Origin of the sequence: Micromonospora sp. WMMA1998, assembly GCF_027497375.1 — a bacterium.
In the GTDB taxonomy this organism is placed as follows: Bacteria; Actinomycetota; Actinomycetes; order Mycobacteriales; family Micromonosporaceae; genus Micromonospora; species Micromonospora sediminicola.
This window is the reverse complement of the sequence record NZ_CP114911.1, coordinates 1,294,269-1,313,239: the sequence shown is the minus strand read 5'-3', so window position 1 is coordinate 1,313,239 and position 18,971 is coordinate 1,294,269. Positions and strand designations below refer to the sequence as shown.

General features: G+C 75.2%; 18 protein-coding genes. 9 read left to right on the top strand and 9 right to left on the bottom strand.

What is annotated here, in order from left to right:
- Entirely contained in the window at positions 1 to 333 is a 333-nt protein-coding gene (locus O7600_RS05615; protein WP_281592613.1) for a hypothetical protein, read from the top strand.
- 8 nt (positions 334 to 341) lie between these two features.
- On the opposite strand, the gene crcB is transcribed toward O7600_RS05615, so the two are convergent.
- The 3 genes from crcB to O7600_RS05600 form a co-directional block, all read right to left on the bottom strand.
- The gene (gene crcB, locus O7600_RS05610; RefSeq protein ID WP_281592612.1) at positions 342 to 698 is read right to left on the bottom strand and encodes a fluoride efflux transporter CrcB; all 357 of its coding nucleotides are present in this window, start codon (positions 696 to 698) and stop codon (positions 342 to 344) included.
- Positions 695 to 1,186, bottom strand: a complete 492-nt coding sequence (locus O7600_RS05605; RefSeq protein WP_281594076.1) for a CrcB family protein — start codon at positions 1,184 to 1,186, stop codon at positions 695 to 697. The genes crcB and O7600_RS05605 overlap by 4 nt, the downstream gene beginning before the upstream one ends.
- Before the next feature lie 149 nt (positions 1,187 to 1,335).
- The gene (locus O7600_RS05600; RefSeq protein WP_281592611.1) at positions 1,336 to 2,562 is read right to left on the bottom strand and encodes an MFS transporter; all 1,227 of its coding nucleotides are present in this window, start codon (positions 2,560 to 2,562) and stop codon (positions 1,336 to 1,338) included.
- Positions 2,563 to 2,699: 137 nt separating this feature from the next.
- On the opposite strand from O7600_RS05600, the gene O7600_RS05595 reads away from it, so the two are divergent.
- The 4 genes from O7600_RS05595 to O7600_RS05580 all read left to right on the top strand — a co-directional run bounded on the left by O7600_RS05595 (position 2,700) and on the right by O7600_RS05580 (position 5,600).
- A complete protein-coding gene (locus tag O7600_RS05595; protein ID WP_099160702.1) occupies positions 2,700 to 3,149 on the top strand; it encodes a MarR family transcriptional regulator in 450 nt (149 codons plus the stop codon).
- 118 nt (positions 3,150 to 3,267) lie between these two features.
- The gene (paaK, locus tag O7600_RS05590; protein ID WP_281592610.1) at positions 3,268 to 4,575 is read left to right on the top strand and encodes a phenylacetate--CoA ligase PaaK; all 1,308 of its coding nucleotides are present in this window, start codon (positions 3,268 to 3,270) and stop codon (positions 4,573 to 4,575) included.
- Positions 4,576 to 4,612: 37 nt separating this feature from the next.
- Positions 4,613 to 4,984 (top strand): hydroxyphenylacetyl-CoA thioesterase PaaI, encoded by a 372-nt coding sequence (gene paaI / locus O7600_RS05585; protein ID WP_281594075.1) that lies wholly within the window; start codon positions 4,613 to 4,615, stop codon positions 4,982 to 4,984.
- A gap of 49 nt (positions 4,985 to 5,033) precedes the next feature.
- The gene (locus O7600_RS05580; RefSeq protein WP_281592609.1) at positions 5,034 to 5,600 is read left to right on the top strand and encodes a dienelactone hydrolase family protein; all 567 of its coding nucleotides are present in this window, start codon (positions 5,034 to 5,036) and stop codon (positions 5,598 to 5,600) included.
- Positions 5,601 to 5,672: 72 nt separating this feature from the next.
- On the opposite strand, the gene O7600_RS05575 is transcribed toward O7600_RS05580, so the two are convergent.
- The gene (locus O7600_RS05575; RefSeq protein WP_281592608.1) at positions 5,673 to 7,871 is read right to left on the bottom strand and encodes an adenylate/guanylate cyclase domain-containing protein; all 2,199 of its coding nucleotides are present in this window, start codon (positions 7,869 to 7,871) and stop codon (positions 5,673 to 5,675) included.
- Between the two features lie 189 nt (positions 7,872 to 8,060).
- Here O7600_RS05575 and O7600_RS05570 point away from each other — a divergent pair, with 189 nt between their 5' ends.
- From O7600_RS05570 to O7600_RS05555, 4 genes are all read left to right on the top strand, one after another.
- On the top strand, positions 8,061 to 11,006 hold the full coding sequence (locus tag O7600_RS05570; RefSeq protein WP_281592607.1) for a LuxR family transcriptional regulator: 2,946 nt from the start codon (positions 8,061 to 8,063) through the stop codon (positions 11,004 to 11,006).
- A 112-nt stretch (positions 11,007 to 11,118) separates the two neighbouring features.
- A complete protein-coding gene (locus O7600_RS05565) occupies positions 11,119 to 11,889 on the top strand; it encodes a DUF5995 family protein (RefSeq protein ID WP_281592606.1) in 771 nt (256 codons plus the stop codon).
- 99 nt (positions 11,890 to 11,988) lie between these two features.
- Positions 11,989 to 12,420 carry a hypothetical protein gene (locus tag O7600_RS05560; RefSeq protein ID WP_281592605.1) on the top strand — a complete coding sequence of 144 codons (432 nt, stop codon included), beginning with the start codon at positions 11,989 to 11,991 and terminating at the stop codon, positions 12,418 to 12,420.
- Between the two features lie 62 nt (positions 12,421 to 12,482).
- Positions 12,483 to 14,579, top strand: a complete 2,097-nt coding sequence (locus O7600_RS05555) for an amino acid transporter (RefSeq protein WP_281592604.1) — start codon at positions 12,483 to 12,485, stop codon at positions 14,577 to 14,579.
- Between the two features lie 10 nt (positions 14,580 to 14,589).
- Here the strand turns inward: O7600_RS05555 and O7600_RS05550 are convergent, their stop codons facing one another.
- The 5 genes from O7600_RS05550 to O7600_RS05530 form a co-directional block, all read right to left on the bottom strand.
- Positions 14,590 to 15,549 (bottom strand): TIGR03557 family F420-dependent LLM class oxidoreductase, encoded by a 960-nt coding sequence (locus O7600_RS05550; RefSeq protein ID WP_281592603.1) that lies wholly within the window; start codon positions 15,547 to 15,549, stop codon positions 14,590 to 14,592.
- 177 nt (positions 15,550 to 15,726) lie between these two features.
- Positions 15,727 to 15,933 carry a hypothetical protein gene (locus O7600_RS05545; protein WP_091574126.1) on the bottom strand — a complete coding sequence of 69 codons (207 nt, stop codon included), beginning with the start codon at positions 15,931 to 15,933 and terminating at the stop codon, positions 15,727 to 15,729.
- 123 nt (positions 15,934 to 16,056) lie between these two features.
- Positions 16,057 to 17,259: a low temperature requirement protein A gene (locus tag O7600_RS05540; RefSeq protein WP_281592602.1), complete on the bottom strand. Its 1,203-nt coding sequence runs from the start codon at positions 17,257 to 17,259 to the stop codon at positions 16,057 to 16,059.
- A gap of 210 nt (positions 17,260 to 17,469) precedes the next feature.
- Positions 17,470 to 18,357 carry a helix-hairpin-helix domain-containing protein gene (locus O7600_RS05535; protein WP_281592601.1) on the bottom strand — a complete coding sequence of 296 codons (888 nt, stop codon included), beginning with the start codon at positions 18,355 to 18,357 and terminating at the stop codon, positions 17,470 to 17,472.
- 235 nt (positions 18,358 to 18,592) lie between these two features.
- Positions 18,593 to 18,940 carry a TcmI family type II polyketide cyclase gene (locus O7600_RS05530; RefSeq protein WP_099160712.1) on the bottom strand — a complete coding sequence of 116 codons (348 nt, stop codon included), beginning with the start codon at positions 18,938 to 18,940 and terminating at the stop codon, positions 18,593 to 18,595.
- Positions 18,941 to 18,971: the final 31 nt, after the last annotated feature.

Sequence of the window (18,971 nt, the reverse complement as noted above, 5' to 3'; positions counted from 1 at the left end):
ATGGGCTGGTTCAGCCGACGGGCCGCCGACCCGACGACCCCGACGAAGCTCGACCGCGAGGCGAACCGGGAGGACCTGGCCCAGCTGGAGGCGTTCGTCACCAGCCGCAGCGGGGTCGAGTTCTATCTGGAACCGGAGACCACCGCCACGGACACCACGGTGGTCGCCATCGCCCACGACGGCGAGTGGATCCGCCGCCGCACCGGCTCACCCCGGGTCGCCGGCAAGATCGCGCAGCGGCACGCGGTGCCGCTGTACGAGGCGGCCCGCACCGGCTACCCGGAGCGGATGCGGGTGTGGAACCGGGCCCACCCGGAACGCCACGCCCGCTGACGAACCGGTCAGAACGCCGCGACGACCGCGTAGCCCAGGAACGCCGCACCGAGCCCGGCGATCACGCTGGCCAGCACGTTCGCGTACGCGTGCCGGCGCGCACCGGAGCGGGCCAGCCGCAGTGTCTCGTAGCTCAGCGTCGACCAGGTGGTCAGCGCGCCGCAGAACCCGGTGCCGACCAGCGCCGTCACGCCGGGGTCGGCGGGCACGGCGAGCACCGCGCCGAGCAGCAGCGACCCGGCGACGTTGACGGTCAGGGTGCCCCACGGGAACGCCGAGTCGTGCCGGGACTGCACGGCCCGGTCGGTGAGGTAACGCAGCGGCGCCCCGAGCGCGGCCCCGAGCGCGATCAGCAGGACGGTCACCGGGCCACCCCGTCCCGGGCGGTGAGCAGCCGGGCGGTCACCGCGTCCCCGACCGCCACCGCGACCAGCGCCCCGAGCACGGTCAGGGCCAGGTAGGCAAGCGCCGTCCCGGCCGCGCCGGAGGTGACCAGCCGTTGCGCGTCGACCGCGTACGCGGAGAAGGTGGTGAATCCGCCGAGCACCCCGACGCCGAGGAACGGGCGGGCCAGCGGGCCGGCCGGGCGGGCGGTGAGCACCGCCATCAGCACGCCGATCAGCAGGCAGCCGGTGACGTTGACGCCGAAGGTGGCCCACGGGAACCCGGTGGGCGGGTGCGGGACGGCGGCCTGCACGCCGGCGCGGGCCAGCGCGCCGAGCGCGCCGCCGGCGGCGATCACGGCGAGCACCGCCGCCGGATGCGCGGTCAGCTCACCCCGGTCCGCGGGCACGCGGAGATCGACATCCGGATCGACGCGGGACTCGGGCGGTCGTGACACGGTGCCTCCCACCAGGACGGGCATCACTGGCAGGGACCGTTGGCGTGTTCGCGGTTCTCCCGGCGCGTCCCGGGACGGCGGGCCCCACCGCCGGTTTCGTTCCCGAGCATAACCCGCCCGCGTCCGGTCCCGCCCCGCCGGCGGCGCGGGGCGGGGTGGGGTCAGCGGGTGGCGTCGGCCAGGTCGCGGGGGACGGGCGTGGGCTCGTGCCCGGTGCGGCGGGCGGCGCGTTCGGCGAGCAGGAGCACCGCGAGGCCGAGCAACGTGAGCGCGGCACCGGCCCAGATCGGGGCGGTGAACCCCAGCCCGGCGCCGATGGTGAGGCCGCCGATCCAGGCGCCGAGCGCGTTGCCCAGGTTGAACGCGGCGATGTTGGCGCCGGAGGCGAGCGTGGGCGCCTCGTGGGCGTACCGCATGATGCGCATCTGCAGCGGCGGCACGGTGGCGAAGCCGAACGCGCCCATCAGCACCAGCGCGACGACCGTGAGGGCCGGGCTCGCGGCGGTGAGCGCGAAGCCGACCAGCACCAGGGTGAGCACCGCGAGCACGGTGACCAGGGTGGTCGACAGCGAGCGGTCGGCGGCGCGCCCGCCGGCCAGGTTGCCGGCGAACAGGCCGACGCCGAAGAGCACCAGCAGCCACGGCACGGTGCCGGTGGCGAAGCCGCTGACCTCGGTCAGCGTGTAGGCGATGTAGGTGAACGCGCCGAACATGCCGCCGAAGCCGAGCACGGTGACCACCAGCGAGAACCAGACCTGCGCCCGGGTGAAGGCCCGCAGCTCGCCCCGGAGGCCGCCGCCGGTGGCGGCGTCGGTGGCCGGCCCCCGGCCGGGCACCAGCAGTGCCAGCCCGGCCAGCGCCAGCACGCCGATGCCGGTGATCGCCCAGAACGTCGACCGCCAGCCGAAGTGCTGGCCGAGGAACGTGCCGAACGGGACGCCGAGGACGTTGGCGACGGTCAGGCCGGCGAACATCATGGCGATCGCGCCCGCCCGGCGGGCCGGCGGGACCAGGCCGGCGGCCACCACCGCGCCGATGCCGAAGAACGCGCCGTGGCACAGCGCCGCGACGATCCGGCCGGCGAGCATGGTGGTGTAGTCGCCGGAGAGCGCGGAGAGCAGGTTGCCGGCGATGAAGAGCACCATCAGCCCGAGCAGCACCGGCTTGCGGCGCAGCCGGGTGACCGCCGCGGTGAGCGCCACCCCGCCGACCGCGACGCTGAGCGCGTACCCGGAGATCAACCATCCGGCGACCGACTCGCTGACCGCGAAGTCGGTGGCGACCTGGGGGAGCAGCCCCATGATCACGAACTCGGTGAGTCCGATGCCGAACGCCCCGATCGCCAGGGCCAGCAGGCCGCCCGGGAGCGCGGAGGTGCGTGGTGACATGACAGTCCATTCCATGCGAGAGAAGACAGAGTGCGCGTGCAACTATCCGCGCCTGCAACGAAATAGTTGCACGCGCCTGCTATCGGCGCAAGCGTGCTAGGCTGGGGGCCGTCCAGGTCACAGCGGAGGAGGGCCGGATGGGCATCGGCGACGACGCGGTCGAGATCCGCGCCCAGGGGTGGCGCACGCTCGCCGCGCTGCACGGCCTGATCGAGACCGCCCTGGAGCGCGCCCTCCAGACCGAGCACGACCTCTCCGTCGTGGAATACACGGTGCTCGACGCGCTCTCCCGGCAGGACGGCTGGCACATGCGCATGCGGCAGCTGGCCCGCGCCGCCGCGCTCTCCGGCAGCGCCACCACCCGCCTGGTCACCCGCCTGGAGGAGCGCGGGCTGCTCACCCGGATCCTCTGCGCGGACGACCGGCGCGGCATCTACACCGAGCTGACCCCGGCCGGCTCGGAGCTGCTGGCCCGGGCCCGACCCACCCACGACCGGGTGCTCACCGACGCGCTGGCCGAGGGTGGGCGCACCCCCGAGCTGGCCCCGCTGGTCGACGCGCTGCACCGGCTGCCGGCCGCCCGCTGAGCACGCTCGGCCCCGCCGATCCCGACGGCGCTGACCTGGCAGGACGGCCCGTACGGGCGTACGGTGATCGGCATCGCCCGGCGCGGCGGCGTCCGGGCCCGTCGCGCAGGAGGCAACCGTGCAGGACCGCACCCCTCGTCCGGACGAGCTGGATCCCGTCGAGCGGATCGGCGTCGACGAGCTGCGGGCCCTGCAACGTGACCGGCTGCGGCACTCGCTGCGCCACGCCTACGCGCACGTGCCGCACTACCGGCGCGCGTTCGACGCCGCCGGCGCCCACCCCGACGACCTGCGGGACCTGGGCGACCTGGCCCGCTTCCCGTTCACCACCAAGACGGAGCTGCGGGAGAACTACCCGTTCGGCATGTTCGCGGTGCCACGCGAGCGGGTCGCCCGGCTGCACGCCTCCTCGGGCACCACCGGACGCCCGACGGTGGTCGGCTACACCCGCGCCGACCTGGACACCTGGGCGACGCTGATGGCGCGCTCGATCCGCGCCGCCGGCGGTCGCCGGGGTGACCGGGTGCACGTCGCGTACGGCTACGGGCTGTTCACCGGCGGCCTGGGCGCGCACTACGGCGCCGAGGAGCTGGGCTGCACGGTGATCCCGGTGTCCGGTGGCATGACCGAGCGCCAGGTCATGCTGATCCGCGACCTCGCGCCGGAGGTCATCATGGTGACCCCCAGCTACATGCTGGCCATCGTCGACGAGATGGAGCGGCAGGGCCTCGACCCCCGCGCCACCTCCCTGCGGGTGGGCGTCTTCGGGGCCGAGCCGTGGACCGAGGACATGCGCCGCGAGCTGGAACAGCGCCTGGACATGCACGCCCTGGACATCTACGGCCTCTCCGAGGTGATGGGCCCCGGGGTGGCCGTCGAGTGCGTGGAGACCAAGGACGGCCTGCACCTGTGGGAGGACCACTTCTACCCGGAGATCATCGACCCGGCGACCGGCGCGGTGCTGCCCGACGGGGAACGGGGTGAGCTGGTGCTGACCTCGCTCACCAAGGAGGCCATGCCGGTGGTCCGCTACCGCACCCGCGACCTCACCCGCCTGCTGCCCGGCACCGCCCGCCCGATGCGCCGGATCGAGAAGATCACCGGGCGTACCGACGACATGATGATCGTGCGAGGGGTGAACGTCTTCCCGACCCAGATCGAGGAGCTGATCCTGCGCACGCCCGCCCTGTCGCCGCACTTCCAGTGCGTGCTCGACCGGCGGGACCGGCTGGACACGCTCACCGTCCACGTGGAACGGCGCGCCGACGCGGCGCCGGACGAGGCGGAGCGGGCCGGTGCGGCCCTGGCCGAGCAGGTCAAGAACACCATCGGGGTCTCCGTCGCGGTACGGGTGATCGAGCCGGACGGGGTGGAACGCTCGATGGGCAAGATGCGCCGCATCGTCGACCAGCGGCGGGAGCGCTGAGGTGGCGGGCGACGACGGCCGCACCGCCGCGCACGACATGTTCGACGCCGACGTGGCGTCGAAGGGGCTCGGCATCGAACTCGTCTCGGCCGGCGACGGCGCCGCGGTGGCCCGGATGCGGGTCACCCCGACCATGCTCAACGGCCACGCCATCGGCCACGGCGGCTTCGTGTTCCTGCTCGCCGACACCGCCTTCGCGCTGGCCTGCAACAGTCACGGACCGGCCACCGTGGCCGCCGGCGGCGCGATCTCCTTCCTCCGCCCGGTGCGCGAGGGCGACCTGCTGGAGGCGTACGCCACCGAGCGGGTGCGCCACGGCCGCAGCGGCATCTACGACGTCACCGTCCGGCGCGGCGACGAGGTGGTCGCCGAGTTCCGGGGGCGCAGCCGGACCATCGCCCGCGACTGACCGGCGCGCCCGACCTGGCCCGGCGTGCGAGCTGCGCGACGATGGGTCGATGGCCGACGTCCTGCTCCTGCACTCCGTCTTCGGGCTGCGGCCCGCCGTGCCGGCCGCCGCCGACCGGCTGCGCGCCGCCGGGCACCGGGTGACCACACCCGACCTGTACGGGGTGCCCGCCGCCGAGACGGTCGAGGCCGGGTTCGCGTTGTTCGGCGAGATCGGCCACGAGGCGGTGCTGGACCGGGCCCGCGCGGCGGCCGCCGCGTTGCCCGACGAGACGGTGCTGGCCGGGTTCTCGATGGGCGCCGGCATCGCCGGCGCGCTGCTGGCCGAGCGGCCCCGGTCGGCGGCGCTGCTGCTGATGCACGGCACCGGCGGCGCGCCCGAGTCGGTGCGCCCCGGCCTGCCGGTGCGGCTGCACCTGGCCGATCCCGACGAGTACGAGACCACGGCCGAGGTGGAGGAGTGGCGAGCGGCGATGACCGGCGCCCGCGCCGAGGTGGTCGTGCACCGCTACCCGGGGCCGGGCCACCTGTTCACCGACCCGGACACGCCCGACTTCGACGCGTTCGCCGCCGCCCTGGCCTGGGACCGGGTGCTCGCGTTCCTCGCCGACCTGTGACGCCCCCGCGCGCCCCCCGGTGACGCCCGGGCCGGAGTGGCCCCGTGCCCGCTCCGACCCGGACGCACCCGCTCAGGCGGCGAGCCCGAGCGCGGCGGGCCGCCGCGGCGCCGCCGTTTCCGGCCGCCGCCCCGCCCGTTCCGGCGGCCCCGTCGTCGACCCGGACCGCGCCACCGAGCCCGCCGGCAGTCGGAGCACGCTCCCCGGGCCGGAGGACGACCCGGCAGCCGCCGTGGACGGCACCACCGCGCCTGCTCCGGACGGTGCCGCGGCTGCTCGGGACGGTGCCGCGGCGGCCTTGCCCCGTTCGGCCGCGGCGGCCGTCGGCGGTGCGGCGGCCGTCGGGGGACCGGCGCCGGACGCGACCGGCGCGGCGTGCCCCGAGCGGTGCGACGCCGTCCGGATCGGCGGGACGGGCGCCGGTCGGGCCCCTCCACCCGACCGGCGCGACCGCCCCACCCCGAGCGGGCAGGTCACCCGCCCGTCGACGTCCCCGCGGGGAACGTCGAGCCTCGACGCGGCGCCCGGCCGGCGCGTGGCGGGGACACCCCCCGACCGGTCGTTGGTCCCGTCGCCGCGTAGCCGCCGGGCGAAGTCGGCCCGGGCCGCGCGGGGCAGTCGGTACGCGGCCATCCGGGCGACCACCGGCTCGGCGATGGTCCAGCCGCCCGCGCGGGTGCGCCGGAGCAGACCCGCCGCGGCCAGGGTGCGCAGCACCGGCCCGGCCCGCCCGGCCGCCCAGCCGAGCATCCGCTCGACCGTGGCGGGGGCGAGCGTGCCGCCGGCCGTGGCGCCGGCCATCAGCACGGCGCGCTGGGCGCCGTCGAGCCGGTCCAGTCGCGCGTCCACGAGCCGGCGCGCCGCGGCGGGCACCCCGGCCGGCTCGTCGCCGGAGTCCTCGGCGGCGTACGCGGTCGCGACCGCCGGGTTGCCCCCGACCAGCGGCAGCAACCGCGCGGCCAGCGCCGCCGGCCGGTCGGCCCGGTCGAGCAGGTGCCGCAGCAGGCGTCCGCTGTCCCGGGCCCCCAGCGGCGCCAGCCACACCCGGCGCCACCGCTCGCCCGGCCCCGGCGACGGGTCGGCCCGTCCGGCGCTGTGGGTCGTGACCACCGCGAGCGCCAGCCGTCGTTCGCCGGCCGTCGCGTGCAGGTGACGCAGGAACCGGTGCAGCGCGGGCGCCGCGCGGTCCAGGTCGTCCACCGCCACCACCACCGGCGCTCCGGCGGCCCGGTCGAGCAGCAGCTCGCGGCACGCCGCCACGGCCCGGTACGCCGCGGCGGGATCGTCCGGGGTGGCGAGAAACGCGGCCAGCGCGGGGCTGGCCGCGGCCCACCCCGGGTCGCCGGCGGTCGAGCCGGGCAGCGGGCGTACCGCCGGGTCCGGCGTGAGCAGCGCGCGGACCAGGTCGGCCAGCGGCGCCAGCTCCCCGTCCGGGTAGGGCGGGCAGTGCGCCACGCACCAGCGCACCTCGGCGCCGTCCACCCGGGACACCACGCGGGTCAGCTCGTGCAGCAGCCGGCTGCGACCGCTGCCCGGCGGGCCGGCCAGGGAGATCCACCCGGGACGTCGCTCGCGCAGCGCCCGGACCACCTCGTCGGCCGCGCCGGCCAGCTCGCGCCGGCGGCCCACCAGGGGAGGGTGGTGCCGGACGGGCCGGTGCCGGGACACCCCGGTCACCCGCCACACGTCCACCGGCCCGGCCTTGCCGGCCATGGTCATCGTCGCCAGAGGACGCTGCTCGACCAGGCCCGCGACCGCGCGTCGGGTGCTCGGGCAGACCACCACCCCGCCGGGCGGGGCGTACTCCTGCAGCCGGGCGGCGGTGGTGATCACCGCGCCGCTGGCCGCCCCGTGGCCGCCGTCGTGCGCGCCGGGAAGGTCGACGAGCACCTCACCGGTCGCCACACCGACGCGGACCCGCAGCCTGGTGTCGCCCGCCGGTCGCCGGTCGAGCGCCGCCTGGATCTCCAATCCGGCCCGCACCGCCCGGTACGCGTCGAAGCCGTCGCAGTCGTGCGCGCCGAACAGCGCCATCACCGCGTCGCCGACGTACTTCTCCACCACGCCCCGCCACCGGCGCAACACCCCGGACACGGTGCCGAAGTAGGCGCGCTGCAACGTCCGCACGTCCTCCGGGTCGAGCCGCTCCACCAGACCGGTCGAGCCGACGATGTCGACGAAGAGCACCGTGACGGTGCGGCGTTCCTCCGGCACCGGCCAGCGTGCCGCGCTGACGGCTTCCCGACTCGACACGGGCGTGGTGATCAACATCGCACCCACCCTTTCCCTGGTCCGGTGCCTGACGACCACCGGAGACTTTCACCACCGGGCCCTCGGGGGATCGGTAGGACGACGTATGTCGACCACCCGCAACCGTTAGTCGTGTTGTCGACGCGAGGAGTACGAGTACGCCCGTAAGCCCGTAGAACGGTGCGGGGACCTGTGACTAGGCTGCGTCCCATGGCCAGCGATGTGGACACCGCACCGCTCGTCGGCCGTGTCGGGACCCTGGCGACGCTGCGGTCGGCGCTGCTCGACGATGTGGCCCCCGGGCAGACGGCCGCGGTGTTCCTCACCGGCGAGAGCGGCGTGGGCAAGACCCGGCTGCTGGCCGAGGTCGGCGAGCGGCTGCGGCAGTCGGGCGCCCTGGTGCTCACCGGCACCTGTCTGGACATCGGCGACGCCTCGCCGTTGCACCCGGTGCGCCAGGCGCTGCGCCGGCTCGACACCGACGTGGCCGAGGCGCGCACCACCTCGGCGGTCCGCGGGCTGTTGCAGGTCTTCGACGAGGAGACCCCCGGCCCGGACGGCGCCGGCGCGCTGCTGGAACGGGTCACGCAGGGCCTGCACCTGGTCGCCGGTGGCCGGCCGCTGGTGCTCGTCCTGGACGACCTGCAGTGGGTCGACCGGAGCACCCGCCAGCTCCTGCTCTATCTGCTCGCCGGCCTGGGCGACCTGCAACTGTCAGTGCTCGCCGCGATCCGGGCCGAGTCGCTGCGCGGCGCGCACCCGCTGCGCCGGGTGCTCACCGAGCTGCGCCGGCTGCGGTCGGTGCGGGTGATCGACCTGCTGCCGCTGGACCGCGCCGGCACCGACGAGCTGGCCGCCGCGATCGTCGGCGCGCCCCTGCCCCCCGAGGCCGCCGACCAGGTGTGGCAGCGCAGCGGCGGCAACCCGTTCGTGGTGGAGGAGCTGGCCCGCGACCGGCGCGACGGCCGGGACGGGCTCTCCGACACGCTGCGCGAGGTCTTCCTGGACCGGGTCGACGCGCTGCCCCAGCCGGCGCACGCCGTGGTGCACGCGGTCGCCGCCGGGGTGGAGCCGGTCGAGCACTGGCTGCTGGCCCAGGTGGTCCGGCTGCCGGAGGACGAACTGCTCGACGCGGTCCGGGAGGCGGTGGCGCACCGGCTGCTGGTCGGCGCCGACGACGGCTACCGGCTGCGGCACCGGCTGGTCGCCGAGATCCTCGCCCACGAGCTGCTGCCGGCCGAGCGGGCCGCGCTGCACCGCCGTTACGCCGAGGCGCTCACCGCCGCCCCGGCCGAGCTGCACCAGGCCAGGCTGGCCCACCACTGGCGGCAGGCCGGCGAGCCGGCCCGCGCGCTGCCCGCCGCGATGGCCGCCGCCCGCGAGGCGGAACGGCTGCACGGGTACGCCGAGGCGCACCGCCACTGGTCCGTCGCGCTGGCGCTGGCCGCGACCCCGGCCCCGGTCCCGCCGGACGGCGGCCGGCCCGCACCGGTCGAGGTGGACCGCGCCGAGCTGCTCAGCCACGCCGCCGAGGCCGCACACCACAGCGGCGAGCACGCCCGGGCGCTGACCCTGCTGGAGGAGCTGGCCGCCGACGCGTCCGGCCCGCCGGCCTGCGCGCTGCACATCCGGCGGGCCCGCTACCTGGCCGCCGCCGGCCGCTCCGCCCCGGCCGAGGAGGAATACCGGCACGTGCTGGAGTCGGCCGACTGCACCCCGCGCGAGCGGTGCACCGCCGCCGCCCGGCTGGCCGAGCTGCTGCTGCACCTGGGCCGCTACGCCGAGGCCGGCGACCAGGCCCGGGAGGCGCTCGACCTCGCCGCCGACGTGCCCGGCTCCACCTCGGAGGTGGTGCTGGCCAGCGCCGCGCTCGGGTTCAGCGAGGCGTTCCTGGAGGACCAGACCGCCGGCCTGGCGGTGATGCGCCGGGCGCTGGAGACCGCCGAGCGTTCCGGCCGGCCGGAGGATGTGGCCTGCGCGTACCTGCACCTGGCCGAACTGCTCACCGGCCCGCTGAACATCCTCGAGGAGGGGGTGGTGGTGGCCCGCCGCGGCGCCGAACGGGTCGCCGAGCTGGGTCTCGGCCGCACCTGGGAGACCCGGCTGCTGGCCGTCGCCACCAACGGGCTGTTCCGGGTGGGGCAGTGGGCCGAGGCGGAGAAGGTCGTCGCCACCGCCTTGCGGCACCGCCCGTCCGGCGCCGACGCGGTCGAGCTGCTGCTGGCCCGGTGCCGGCTCTCCGTCGGCTACGGCGACGTCGAGGCCTCCGACCGCGACCTGGAGGCGGTCGCCACGGTGCTGGCCGGCGGTGGCGCCCGGCACGTGCTGCCGATGCTCATCCTGCGCGCCGGACTGGCCATGTGGCAGGGCCGGCACGACCTGGCCCGGCAGGCCGTCCAGCGGGGCCTGACCGAGAGCCGCTCCGACGACGTCATCGTGCTGGCCACGCTGGCCTGGCACGGGCTGCGCGCCGAGGCCGAGGCGGCGGCCAGCCGCACGGTCGAGGTGGATCCGACCGCGGTGCGCCGGTTGCGCGAGGTGGTCGAGCGGGTGACCCGCAAGAGCGAGAAGGCCGGCGCGCCGGTGCGCTACGTCGCCGACGGCTTCCTCGCGCTCTGCGACGCCGAGCTGAGCCGACTCGACGACGGCCGGGGCGACCCCGAGCTGTGGGGCCGGTCGGCCACCGAGTGGGACCGGCGCAACCATCCCTATCCGGCGGCGTACTCGCGGTTGCGGCAGGCCGAGGCGCTGCTGGCCCGGCGCAGCCGGGTGGCCACCGCCGGCAAGCTGCTCCGCCAGGCCCACGCGATGGCGCAGTCGCTCGGCGCGGTGCCGCTGAGCGCCGAGATCCGTACCCTCGCCGGTCGGGCCCGGGTGACCCTGGACGACGCGCCGACGCCCGCGCCGGTGCCCCGGCCGCGCACGGCGTCGGCCGCGCCGACCGCGCCGGCGGTGGACGAGCTGGCGGTGCTGACCGCGCGGGAGCGGGAGGTGCTGGCCGCGGTCGCCGAGGGGTTGACGAACAGGGAGATCGGTCAGCGGTTGTTCATCAGTGAGCGGACCATCGGCGTGCACGTGTCGCACATCTTCGACAAGCTCCAGGTCCGCACCCGGGTGCAGGCCAGCGCGATCTTCCTGCGCAACCGCCCGGAATAGACGTACGTCGGCAATACGTCGTTCTACTGATCCGGCGCGCGTGCGGCGGCTGGCAGGCTGTGCCGCGGAATCGGGTGGCGTCGTGGGGGGCGCCGACCATCGTGGAGGAGAGATGACCGAACCGGTCTGGGGTCCTGTGCACCAGGACATCGTCGGGTTGCTCGCCGACCACCCCGCCGACGTGCCGGCGGTCGTCGACCATCTCACCAAGCTGCAGGACATGCTGGTCCGGCTTCCTCCGCTGGAGGCGAGCTGCCCGCTGGCCGACTTCAACAAGCTCTACCTGGTCATCACCAGCACCGTGCTCGACGGCCTCTACGAGGACCGGTTCGTCGACCCGGCCTTCCTGGCCCGGCTCGACGTGGAGTTCGCGGCGCGCTACTTCGAGGCGCTGAGGTTCTGGACCGACGCCAGCCCGAGCACGCCCAAGGCCTGGTCCTGCCTGTTCAAGCGGATGCGCGGCCCGGACGCCCGCCCGCTGCCCTCGGCCGCCGCCGGGGTCAACGCGCACATCAACTACGACCTGCCGTTCGCGTTGGTGACCACGCTGGAGAGCCTGGAGTCCGAGCCGGTCGACGGCAGCGACCAGCACCGCGACTACCTGGAGATCAACAAGATCTTCGCCGAGCGGATCCCGGAGCTGCGCCGCGGCTACCTGGACCACTGGCAGCTCATGATCGACACCATCAACGGCGACATCGACGACTGGTACCAGGGCGAGCTGGTGGAATACACCCGGAACGTGGCCTGGCGCAACGCGCAGAAGATCTGGCGCTGCCGGCACGACCCGGACGCCCGCGAGTGTGAGCGGACGCGGCTGGACGACAACGCCGCGCTGCTCGGCCGGCTGCTGCTGTCGCCCCTCGGGGCGTTCCTGCAGTAGCCGGGACGGGGGGTCCCCGCGTCCCGCCGTCCGGGCGCGGGACGCGGGGACACCGTCCGTCGGGGGTGTCGAGCCCGCCCGGCCGGGTACGACGTGGCCGTGCCGCATCCCGTCCCGACCGGCCCGCCGGGCCCGGTCCGCCGCTTCCCGTTCCGCTTCGACCCCGCGTTCCGGGTGCCACTGGCTCTGCTCGGCGTGCGGCCCGAGACCGCCGCGGTGGAACTCGCCCCGGACGCGCTCGTCGTCCGGTTCGGCCCGTGGCGCCTGCGGACCACCCCGGGCAACGTCGCCGGTGCCGAGCTGAGCGGCCCGTACCGCTGGTGGCGGGCGATCGGCCCGCACCTGTCGCTGGCCGACGGCGGCGCGACGTTCGGCACCAGCGTCGCCGGCGGCCTCTGCCTCCGGTTCGCCGAGCCGGTGCCGGCGCTGGCGCCCGGCCCCTGGCCGCGACACCCGGCGCTCACCGTGACCGTGGCCGACCCGGCGGTGCTGCGCGACGCGCTGACGGTCGGCTCTTCCGGCGACGCTTGACCGGTTCCGCCGGGCCGCGCCCCGGCCACCGCCTACCGTGATCAGGGGCCGGAGGGGAGCAGATGGCGCAGGCAGAGGACGGGGAGCAGCCCCGGCGTACGCGGGACCGGCGGCGCGACGCGCACGCCGCCGCCGCGGCCCGGGCGGGCCGGCACGCCGAGCACGGCGACCGGTCCGGCCGCGCGCCGGGCACGCTCCCGGAGCGGGTGGAGGCGCCGGCCCGGCCGACGGCGTCGGCCGACCGCCTGCACCGCTGGCTGTTCCAGCACCGCGTCGAGCCGGTCGGCCCGGAGATACGGGAGCACCAGGCACGCGCCCACCCGTGGTGGCAGGTGATGTGCCTGACCGGCGTCGACTACTTCTCCACCCTGTCCTACCTGCCCGGCATCGCGGCGGTGGCGGCCGGCGCGCTGAGCCCGCTCGCCACCCTGCTCATCGTGGCGCTGACGCTGTTCGGGATGCTGCCGATGTACCGCCGGGTGGCCCGGGAGAGCCCGCACGGGCAGGGGTCGGTGGCCATGCTGGAACGGCTGCTGCCGTTCTGGCGCGGCAAGATCTTCGTGCTGGTGCTGCTCGGGTTCGTCGCCACCTCGTGGATCATCACGATCACGCTCTCCGCCGCCGACGCCAGCGTGCATCTGCTGGAGAACCCGGTCCTGCCGGCGTCGTTCCCGCACGGCGCCACGGCCGCGGTGGCGGTGACCGTGGTGCTGCTGCTGGTGCTGGGCGGCGTGTTCCTGCTCGGCTTCAGCGAGGCGGTGCAGGTGGCCATCCCGCTCGTGGTGGTCTTCCTGGCGTTGAACGCGGTGGTGGTGGCCGTCGGGGTGGCCGAGATCGTCGCCGACCCCGGGCTGCTCGGCGACTGGACCGACCGGCTCACCCGGGTCGGTGGCGCGGGCGACGTGCTGACCACCAGCGTGCTCGCCTTCCCGCTGCTGGTGCTGGGCCTGTCCGGTTTCGAGACCGGGGTGAGCATGATGCCGTTGGTCCGGGGCGACGGCGACGACCCGGAGCGTCGGTTGGCGGCCCGGATCCGCAACACCCGGCGGCTGCTCACCGCCGCCGCGCTGATCATGTCGGTCTACCTGGTCGCCACCACGTTCGTCACCACCGTGCTGATCCCCCCGGCGGCGTTCCAGCCCGGCGGCGCGGCCAACGGCCGGGCGCTCGCCTTCCTCGCCCACGAACACCTGGGCGAGGCGTTCGGCACCGTCTACGACATCAGCAGCGTCCTCATCCTCTGGTTCGCCGGGGCCTCGGCGATGGCCGGACTGATCAACATCGTGCCGCGCTACCTGCCGTCGTACGGCATGGCGCCGGAGTGGGGCCGTGCGGTCCGCCCGGTGGTGCTCGTCTACACCGCGATCAGCATCGCCATCACCGTCGCCTTCCGGGCCGACGTCAACGCCCAGGCCGGCGCGTACGCCACCGGCATCCTGGCCATGATGGTCTCGGGTGCGATCGCGGTGACCATCTCGGCGCTGCGGGCCGGGCGCCGGGGCGCCGGCGTCGGGTTCGCGGTGCTCACCGCCGTGCTGCTGTACGCGCTCGCGGAGAACGTCGTGGCGAAGCCCGACGGCATCACCATCTCCGGGTTCTTCATCGCCGGCATCGTCGCGGTCTCGCTGATCTCCCGGGTCACCCGGACCACCGAGCTGCGCGCCGAGCGGATCGAGTTCGACGGCGCCGCCCGCCGGTTCGTCGACGAGTCCGTCGCCCGCGACCGGCGGCTGCACCTGATCGCGAACAAGCGGCAGAGCGGCTCGGTCAAGGAGTACCGGGTCAAGGAGCGGGCGCAGCGGTCCATGAACCCGGTGCCGGGCGCCGCCGACGTGCTCTTCCTGGAGATCGACGTGAGCGACCCGTCCCAGTTCAGCCAGGTGCTCAAGGTGCACGGGGTGCAGGTCGGCGACTATCGCGTCCTGCGGGCCAGCAGCCCGGCCGCGCCGAACGCGATCGCCGCCATCCTGCTCGCGCTGCGCGACGCCACCGGCGTCCGCCCGCACTGTCACTTCGAGTGGTCCGAGGGCAACCCCATCGCGCACCTGCTGCGCTACCTGATCCTGGGCCGCGGCGACACGCCGCCGGTGGTCCGGGAGATCATCCGCAAGTCCGAGCCGGACCCGACCCGCCGCCCCGGCATCCACGTCGGCGGCTGAGCCGCGACAGCTAGCCGAGCGCGCGGATCCGGGCGAGCAGGTCGCCCGCGCAGAAGTCGAGGAAGCCGTCCGGGTCCGGGCCGGCGTTCTGCAGCACGATGTGGTCGTAGCCCGCCTCGACGTACGCCCGCGCCTTCTCCACGTGCGGCTCCGGCGCCGGGCCGACGGAGAACTGCTGCCGGATGTGGTGGTCCTCGACCCAGGCGGTGGCCGCGTCGAAGTTCACCGGGTTGGGCAGTTCGCTCATCACCTTCCACCCGGTGACCGCCCAGCGGCTGGTCTCCTTCGCCGCGCGTACCGCCTGCTCCTCGTCGGTGGCCCAGGCCATCGGCACCTCGGCGTAGCGCGGGCCCTGACCGCCGGCCTCCCGGTAGTGCCCGACGATGGACGCCTTCGGCTCGGTGGCGAACAGCCCGCTGCCCAGTTCGGCGGCGAGCGTCGCGGACGCCCGACCGCTGGCCGCGACGGCGATCACCGGCGGCTGCTCGGGCAGGTCCCACACCCGGGCGTCCTCCAGCTGGAGGTGCCGGCCCTCGTAGGACTGGTAACCGCCCTGCCAGAGCAGCCGGATGATCTCCAGCGCCTCGCGCAGCCGCTCGTGCCTGCCCCGTACGCTCGGGAAGCCCAGCCCGACCACGTGCTCGTTCAGCCGCTCGCCGGCGCCCACCCCGAGCGTGAACCGACCGTCGGAGATCAGCGCCAGGGTCGCCGCCGCCTGGGCGACGATTGCCGGGTGGTACCGGACCGAGGGGCAGGTGACCCCGGTGGCCAGGCCGAGCGTGCTGGTGCGGGCGGCGATCGCGCCCAGCGCGCTCCAGGTGAAGCAGGAGTGTCCCTGCACCTCCAGCCACGGGTGGTAGTGGTCGCTCATCTCGACGAAGTCGAAGCCGGCCTCCTCCGCGCGGACCGCCTGCCGGATGAGTTCCTGCGGGCCGAACGCCTCCGAGGCGAGCTTGTAGCCGATCTTCATGCCGGGGTTCTCCGTCCCGTCGTCAGCGGACCGCTGCCGTTCCCGCCTGGCTCGACGGCAAACCCCACAAGCCCAGCCTCCTAGGACGCCTGACAGATGGTGCGGCGCGCGACTCGGGGCACGCAACGGCCCGCGCTCGCCAGGCGGGCGCGGGCCGGGGGAGTACGGGGTGGCGGCCTACTTGGACGGCTCCGGAAGCTTGCAGTCGATCTTCGGGTTGGCGCCGATGTAGTTCAGCGGGCCGGCCACGATGGTGACCAGGATCGTGCCCGCCTCCGCGCAGTTGGTGTCGTCGTTGCCGTAGTAGCCGCGCTGCCCGGCGGCGATCGCGCCGATGATGAGCCAGATGACGACCAGGACGCCGACTATCGAGGTGCCGCGCATCAGTTGCCTCCACTGGGGTTGTGGTGGATTCGAGGTGGAGGCCATGTACCCCGCGCGGGTGATCCGCCAAACGGAACGCCGGTGCCGGCACGGCCGATTCCGATTACCTGCCGGCGCGGTGACTCAGTGCGGTGGCGCCGGCTCCTCGGGCGGACGGCCGCGGCTGCGCCGGTGGTCGGCGACGGCTACCCCGGCCAGCACCAGCATCGCCCCGACGGAGGCGTAGAGCGGCGCGAGGAACAGCGCCGCGGGCGCGATGCAGAGCAGCGCCAGGACCCCGCCGGGGCGCGACAGCGACACCCGGCTGAACACCTCGTACTCGAAGGCTGCCCGACCGGCCAGGAACAGCGCCGGGCCGCCGAGGATGATCGCCAGCCAGGCCGGCGGGGTGTGCCCGGTCGGTTCCAGCAGCACCAGGTCGAAGCCGGCCGCGCTGGTCACCACCCCGGCCACCATCAGCAGATGCGTGTACGGGGCGGTGTTCAGGAACCGGCTCGGCTGGGTCGACCGGGCGATGGCCTCTGGCAGCAGCTCACCGGACTTGTGCACGTAGATGCGCCAGAGCAGCAGCGTGGTGGCGAACGCGGTGCTGAACGCGAGGAGGTTCTCCACCTCCGAGTGGTGCAGGCTGAACACGGTCCCGGAGACCAGCACGGCGTCGCCCAGCGCGATGATGAAGAACTGCTGGTAGCGCTCGGAGAGGTGCTCGGCGGTCACGTTGCGCTGGGCGTCCGGCACCGAGCCCAGGCCGGGCACCGGGTAGGCCAGCCGGAAACCGAGGTAGTCGATGGCCAGCGCCAGCGCCCAGAACCACAGCCGGGCGGTGCCGTGTGCCGCCACCGCCCCGATCAGCCAGGGCACCGCCGACACGGCGAACCAGATGAAGATGCGGATGGCGCGACGCCGGGTCTGCGGGTGGCGGCGGACCGCCGGCATGAGGAACAGGCCGCGTCCGAGATGGATCGCCACGTACGTGCCGGCGAACACCAGCCCACGGGCGCCGAACGCCTCCGGGATGGCGGTGGTCATCAGCAGCGCGCCGAACATCACCGCCACGATGAGCAGCTTGATCTCGCCGCGCTGCGGATCGTAGAGGTCGGTGACCAGCGTGGTGATCGCCCAGGTCCACCAGATCGCCATCAGCATGACCAGCGACTGGGCGGCCCGCTCCCCGCTGACCTCGCCCACCAGGTTGCGCGAGATCAGGGCCAGCGCGACCACGTAGACCAGGTCGAAGAACAGCTCCAGCAGGGTCACCCGGCGCGGCGCCTCCGGATCGCGGACCGGCGGCCGCCGGCCGCCGGGCTCCGGTGTTCCGGTGGGCACGAGCTGCTCCTGCGGGCGGGATCGGGCGCGGCGGGCCGTCCGTCCTGGCCCTTCACCGACCGTAGCGACGCCCGTCCGTCTCCGGTCGGCTTTCCGCCATTCCGGGCAGGTGGCGGGGTCCCGTCCGGACGGGACCGGTCGGCGGGACGTGGGCGAACACGTCGGGCCGGCGGCGACCATCGGTCACCACCGGCCCGGTACGGGTGCGGACTACTCGCCCGCGGGCAGGATCTGCTCGGCCTCGGCGCGGGCGCCGGCGAGCACCTTCGCCTGCTGCGGCCAGGTGGCCAGCCCGGGCGCAGCCCGCAGGCCGGCGGCCTTCACGGTCTCCCGCAGCGCCGCCTCGTCCAGCTCGGCGAGCTGGCGGTAGGTGCGGATGCCCGCGTCCTGCAGCGCGGTGGCCAGCTTCGGCCCGATGCCCTGGATACGCCGGAAGTCGTCCGGCGTCGCACCGTCCGACAGATCGTTCTCGGCCGAGGCCCGCGGCACCGGCACCACCGCCGGCGCGGTGTCCGATCCGGTCGGTTCGGCCACCGGCTCCACGGTGGCCACGGTGGCGGGTTCCGGCTCGGCGCCGACCGGCTCGGTGACGGCGGGCGACCGCGGGTCGGTGGTGGCGGGTTCGGCGTCGACACCCACCGGCGCGGGCTCGACGGGCGCGGACTCCGCGACCGGCTCGGGCGTGACCGGGGACGGCTCGGCGCTGACGCCGACCGGCTCACGGTCCGGCTGCGGCGCGGCGACCGGCTCGTCGACGGCCACGGGCGCGGCGGCGGGGGTCACGGGCTCCGCGGCTTCCACCGGCTCCGCGGCGGTCACGGGCTCGGCGGCGGCCGGCTCCGCGGCGGCGGCCGGCTCCGTGGTGGCGGGCGCGGGCTGGTCGGTCACGGCGGCCGGAGCCGGCGTCTCGTCGACCACCGCGGCCGGACGGGGCTCGTCGACGACGGCGGTCACCTCGGGGGCCGGGGTGGCGGCGGCGTCCACAGTGGGCGCGGAGCTGCCGGCGCCGGCCCGACGGCCGCTCACCACCCAGCCGACGACCAGTCCGATGAGCAGGGCCAGGATCACGACCAGCCACTGCCCGAAGCTCGACGGCATGGCCTACCTCCTTCTATGTGCGTGCACGACGGTCACGAGAAAACTCGGGGCAGCTTCGCACACGCGCGCACGGGGCGACAGGCAGGCCGGGGGTCGGGCGTCGACGGTGGGATCGGCCGTGTCGGCCGGTGGTCGGTGGATGACCGAGCGTGTGCCGTCGGCGATGGGGGGAGGGCGCCCCGGGACCTGGTGCCGTGCGCGGTCCCGGGACGTCCCGTCCGTCGCCCGTGGCCGGTCAGCGGATCCGGTCGGGCGTGGGGGTGTCGGCGGCGTCCCAGCTGTAGAAGCAGCCGGCCACGGCGTCGCGGGGGGAGTGCCAGGTCGGCAGGTACGGCGAGGTGTGCGCGGAGAGCCGCTCGTTGACGCGTTCGTAGAGCGGGTGGTCGCGCAGGTCGGCGGCGAGGTCGGGCGCGACGTCGCCGGTCTCCATCAGGTGTACGCACAGGTCGTGCAGGTAGTACAGGGACCGGTGCCGGATCCCGGTGAGGTGCGGCAGCTCGGTCGCGTCGGACTCGGCGAAGATCTGTGCCACCCGGCCCTGCGACCCGGGCACGATCCGGCTGACCACCAACAGTCGACTCATCGGGACCCCTCTCGCCGCGCCGCTGCTGTGT

Excerpts from the sequence above, each read along its gene's own strand:
- O7600_RS05615 (WP_281592613.1), top strand. The coding sequence starts at position 1 with ATGGGCTGGTTCAGCCGACGGGCCGCCGACCCGACGACCCCGACGAAG.
- O7600_RS05600 (WP_281592611.1), bottom strand. The coding sequence starts at position 2,562 with ATGTCACCACGCACCTCCGCGCTCCCGGGCGGCCTGCTGGCCCTGGCG.
- O7600_RS05595 (WP_099160702.1), top strand. The coding sequence starts at position 2,700 with ATGGGCATCGGCGACGACGCGGTCGAGATCCGCGCCCAGGGGTGGCGC.
- paaI (WP_281594075.1), top strand. The coding sequence starts at position 4,613 with ATGTTCGACGCCGACGTGGCGTCGAAGGGGCTCGGCATCGAACTCGTC.
- O7600_RS05580 (WP_281592609.1), top strand. The coding sequence starts at position 5,034 with ATGGCCGACGTCCTGCTCCTGCACTCCGTCTTCGGGCTGCGGCCCGCC.
- O7600_RS05575 (WP_281592608.1), bottom strand. The coding sequence starts at position 7,871 with ATGTTGATCACCACGCCCGTGTCGAGTCGGGAAGCCGTCAGCGCGGCA.
- O7600_RS05570 (WP_281592607.1), top strand. The coding sequence starts at position 8,061 with ATGGCCAGCGATGTGGACACCGCACCGCTCGTCGGCCGTGTCGGGACC.
- O7600_RS05565 (WP_281592606.1), top strand. The coding sequence starts at position 11,119 with ATGACCGAACCGGTCTGGGGTCCTGTGCACCAGGACATCGTCGGGTTG.
- O7600_RS05555 (WP_281592604.1), top strand. The coding sequence starts at position 12,483 with ATGGCGCAGGCAGAGGACGGGGAGCAGCCCCGGCGTACGCGGGACCGG.
- O7600_RS05550 (WP_281592603.1), bottom strand. The coding sequence starts at position 15,549 with ATGAAGATCGGCTACAAGCTCGCCTCGGAGGCGTTCGGCCCGCAGGAA.
- O7600_RS05545 (WP_091574126.1), bottom strand. The coding sequence starts at position 15,933 with ATGCGCGGCACCTCGATAGTCGGCGTCCTGGTCGTCATCTGGCTCATC.
- O7600_RS05535 (WP_281592601.1), bottom strand. The coding sequence starts at position 18,357 with ATGCCGTCGAGCTTCGGGCAGTGGCTGGTCGTGATCCTGGCCCTGCTC.
- O7600_RS05530 (WP_099160712.1), bottom strand. The coding sequence starts at position 18,940 with ATGAGTCGACTGTTGGTGGTCAGCCGGATCGTGCCCGGGTCGCAGGGC.